Here is a 3,707-nt window from a genome sequence, read left to right as displayed (position 1 = left end):
CATTGGTGAGAAGTTAAGATTATCTGCAATTTGTCAAGCTTATTGTTACAATTCTTATTGTAAGCAGGAAAAGTTTGCCAAGTCTGGGTTTTGACTATTTTTACCTAATGGCGACAGGAGGTGAGTTCTTGCGCTTATAGGGCGATCGCTTACTAGATAGGGGTGATCGCTTGTCTAGATATGGCGTGCCGCTTCGCGGATCCCTTCGGGATCGCTCTTCACCTCGTACAAATAACATAGTGTCGCTCGTGTCCGAACACTTAAAATAGAAGCAATTGATAATATTATTACCAGAGATGAAACGCGCCAAAACCAATCGAGATCATGGGAAGAAACAACATTCACCTCAACCAGAAAATGAAGCGGTTGCCGCTTCCCTCGAAGCTTTATTAACCCCCGCCATACATTCTCAACAAGCCTTTTACCGTCAATTAGGGTTAAGAAATCGTATTCTTAACCTCCCTTTTATGATAGCTGCCGTATTAACTTTGTTGGGTCGAAATGTTCCAGGAGTTCAAGATTTAACTCGTCTGTTAGCCAGAGAAGGGTTTTTATGGATCAAGCCAACGGTGGTCACTCAAAAAGCTATTTCTGAGAGATTTTTGACTTTTCCAGCTATCTTATTTGAGAAAGTTTTAAAAGAATTACTTCCTCAGTTAAGACAAAAATCTCATGAGCGAATCAATCGTCCTTTACCAGAAAGTGTTCAATTTACCCGCTCAATTTTTGCAGAAATTTGGATAGTAGATGGTTCAACACTTGAAGCTTTGTTTCGTAAGTTAAAAAGTCTTGAAGATGTCCCGATTGGAAAATTAGCGGGAAAAATTGGGGTAGTAATTGACCTAGTAACCCGTTTACCCGTCGAGATTTGGTTTAGGAATAATCCTAATAGCTCTGAGGTAAACTTTGAAAAAGACATTCTCAATTTGGTAAAAACAAAGACTTTATTATTACTTGACCGAGGTTTCTATCATTTTTTCTTCTGGCAGCGATTAATCGAGGCAAAAATTGATTTTATTACTCGCCTAAAAAAGGGAGCATCTATCCAAATCGTCAAAGTTTTTAGTGATAGTTACGGATTGCGGGATAAGTTAATTCGGCTAGGCTGTGGCAAGAATAATACTCCGATTCTAACTCTCAGATTAGTGGAAGTTCGCTCAAAAAATATTTGGCATTCCTATCTAACTTCTGTCCTCGATCCTACGGTTTTACCTCCCTATGTAGTAGCTGATTTATATCGACGACGTTGGCGAATTGAAGAAGCTTTTAATACAGTTAAGCGATTACTTGGCTTGAGTTATTTATGGACGGGTTCACTCAATGGTATTCAATTACAAATCTGGGGAACTTGGTTATTTTATGCTGTTTTAGTTGATTTGGGTGATGCCGTTGCCGATGAGTTGGTTCTGCCCTTTGACCGCATTTCTTTAGAGATGATTTATCGGGGTCTTTATCATTTTAATGTCGCCTATCAAAAAGGTTTAGCTACCGATCCAGTTAAGTATTTCGCCTCTCCGAAAAACCAGGATTTAGGAGTTGTCAAAACAAAGCGAAAATCAACAGTCAAGCTGATTGTAGCACCTTTTCCTGACCGGCAACGAAGTAGTCCCCAATTTTTTTTCAATAACCCCTTGACAAATTACACACAAGCTTAACTTCTCACCAATGCTCGCAGAACTGAACAGCCTGCGATCCCCGAAACCTAACCCCTTAGAAAACGGGTTTCTTTGAGAAACCCGTTTTCTGGATTTTCTGAGGAGCAGACCGCACTATCAAAAAATGCTATTATTCTAAATAAATCACGTCAATAAATAAGTAGCTGGTTATAATTAAATTAAAAATCGATTTAAGGTTCGATCCCCCCTGCCCCCCTTGATAAGGGGGGTGCCGATCCCCCCTTAGTCCCCCCTTATTAAGAGGGGTATCTGATAATTTTTAACGCCTACCTACTTATCAATCATGAAGTCTTTTGCTATTCGCTTAGAAAAAAATGGAACAATTAATGTTCCTCAAGCTATCCAAGATAAACTCAATATTTGCGAAGGAGATTTATTAAATTTAATAGAAATTGAGGGTATTATTTTGTTGACTTTACAACAACCCAAAGTCCCTCAACTGTCTGACCAAATTACAACAATTCGAGAAGAAGCCAATGTTACACTAAATGATTTATTACAAGGATTAGACGAAGAAAGGCAAAAAATATACCAAGAAAAACATTAAGATGAAGAGGATTTTTGCTGATTCCAGTATCTTAATTGCCGGTGCAGCTTCTAAAACAGGTGCAAGTCGAGCAGTGCTGACAATGGCTGAAATTGGCTTATTTAAAATACTTATTTCAGAACAAGTATTAGAAGAATGCCAGCGAAATCTTTATAAAAAAATTCCCTTAGCGCTTCCTATTTTCAAGCAACTTATCAGCCAGATAAATCCTGAAATTTTACCGAATCCATATAAACATGACATCAGAAACCGCCAATTATGATGAACCCTGGAAAGAAGCATTAACCGAGTATTTTGAAGCGTTTTTATGCTTCTTTTTTCCTGAAGTTCACCAACTAATTGATTGGACAAAAATTCCCGAATCCCTGGAAAAAGAACTCAAACGGATTACCGCTTCAGCAAAGACAAAAAAACGTTTCGCTGACAAACTCTATTCAGTTATCAGTTACCAGTTATCAGTTATCAGTGACTAATTGGAAGCAAGTAGCAATCCTTTTGCTATAATCGTCATGGCACACCTGAAAACAAAAGCGACTACTGGGACGCTGCCACAACGGGAACAGTGGAAGTGGAGGTTAATCAGGGGATTATATGAAAAGGAGTTCGAGAGGGAACAGATAATTAAACTGTTTGAAATCATCGACAATATGATGACTTTATCCCCTGAATTACAGTCAAGTTTAGAGAGTAAAATTAAACAATTTGAGGAGGAAAAAACCATGCCTTTAATGAGTAATATGGAGTTACGAGGAATAGAACGCGGTAAGGAAATTGGTAAGGAAATTGGAGCGTTAGAAAATGCTCGTGATTTTGTGAAAAAAGTTTTGGAATCTCGATTAGGTGAAGTTCCTTTAGATGTGGAACAATACCTGAATAAAGTTTCGTTACTATCTACATTACAAGAGATTGTTAAATTAGCAGCTACCGCTAATTCTCTCGCAGAATTTAAGCAGTCTTTGGCAAGAATCCAATAAGAAAATCTTACCCTAGGGTGCTGCACTGCTCACCCATTCACCTTTAAACTCTTAGCCAGAAGCGGAGAACAATTAAAACTGTTGTCGTAATTCATGAACCCAACAACCGCCAATTATGATGAACCCTGGAAAGAAGCATTAAGCGAGTATTTTGAAGCGTTTTTATGCTTCTTTTTTCCTGAAGTTCACCAACTAATTGATTGGACAAAAATTCCCGAATCCCTAGAAAAAGAACTCAAACGGATTACCGCTTCAGCAAAGACAAAAAAACGTTTTGCTGACAAACTCTATAAAGTTTGGTTACTCAGGGGTGAAGAAGTCTGGATTTTGATTCATATTGAAATTCAAAGTCAATACGAAGAAAATTTCCCTCAGAGGATGTATATTTATAACTATCGGGCCTTTGATTTGTATCAGAAACCAGTTATCAGTCTCGCTATATTAGGAGATGAACGAGTAAATTGGCGACCAGATTCCTATAATTATACTATCGCTGGTTGTGAAGTCAGC

6 protein-coding genes are annotated in these 3,707 nt (G+C 38.1%); all 6 read left to right on the top strand.

Annotation, left to right across the window (positions count from 1 at the left end):
* Positions 1–296: 296 nt before the first annotated feature.
* Positions 297–1,655 carry an IS4 family transposase gene (locus tag O9332_RS21290; protein WP_002764098.1) on the top strand — a complete coding sequence of 453 codons (1,359 nt, stop codon included), beginning with the start codon at positions 297–299 and terminating at the stop codon, positions 1,653–1,655.
* A gap of 304 nt (positions 1,656–1,959) precedes the next feature.
* Positions 1,960–2,223 carry an AbrB/MazE/SpoVT family DNA-binding domain-containing protein gene (locus O9332_RS21285; protein ID WP_002764252.1) on the top strand — a complete coding sequence of 88 codons (264 nt, stop codon included), beginning with the start codon at positions 1,960–1,962 and terminating at the stop codon, positions 2,221–2,223.
* 1 nt (position 2,224) lies between these two features.
* Positions 2,225–2,485 carry a PIN domain-containing protein gene (locus O9332_RS21280; RefSeq protein WP_004159736.1) on the top strand — a complete coding sequence of 87 codons (261 nt, stop codon included), beginning with the start codon at positions 2,225–2,227 and terminating at the stop codon, positions 2,483–2,485.
* Positions 2,460–2,696: a hypothetical protein gene (locus O9332_RS21275; protein WP_288027294.1), complete on the top strand. Its 237-nt coding sequence runs from the start codon at positions 2,460–2,462 to the stop codon at positions 2,694–2,696. Before O9332_RS21280 ends, O9332_RS21275 begins: the two co-directional genes overlap by 26 nt.
* Positions 2,697–3,197 carry a hypothetical protein gene (locus O9332_RS21270; protein WP_288027292.1) on the top strand — a complete coding sequence of 167 codons (501 nt, stop codon included), beginning with the start codon at positions 2,697–2,699 and terminating at the stop codon, positions 3,195–3,197.
* Positions 3,198–3,290: 93 nt separating this feature from the next.
* The coding region (locus O9332_RS21265; RefSeq protein WP_288027290.1) for an RpnC/YadD family protein at positions 3,291–3,707 on the top strand (417 nt) is incomplete at its 3' end.

The organism is Microcystis sp. LE19-10.1B (assembly GCF_027530565.1).
Taxonomy (GTDB): domain Bacteria; phylum Cyanobacteriota; class Cyanobacteriia; order Cyanobacteriales; family Microcystaceae; genus Microcystis; species Microcystis aeruginosa.
The sequence above is the reverse complement of the archived record's forward strand: the minus strand, read 5'-3'. Positions and strand labels throughout refer to the sequence as shown.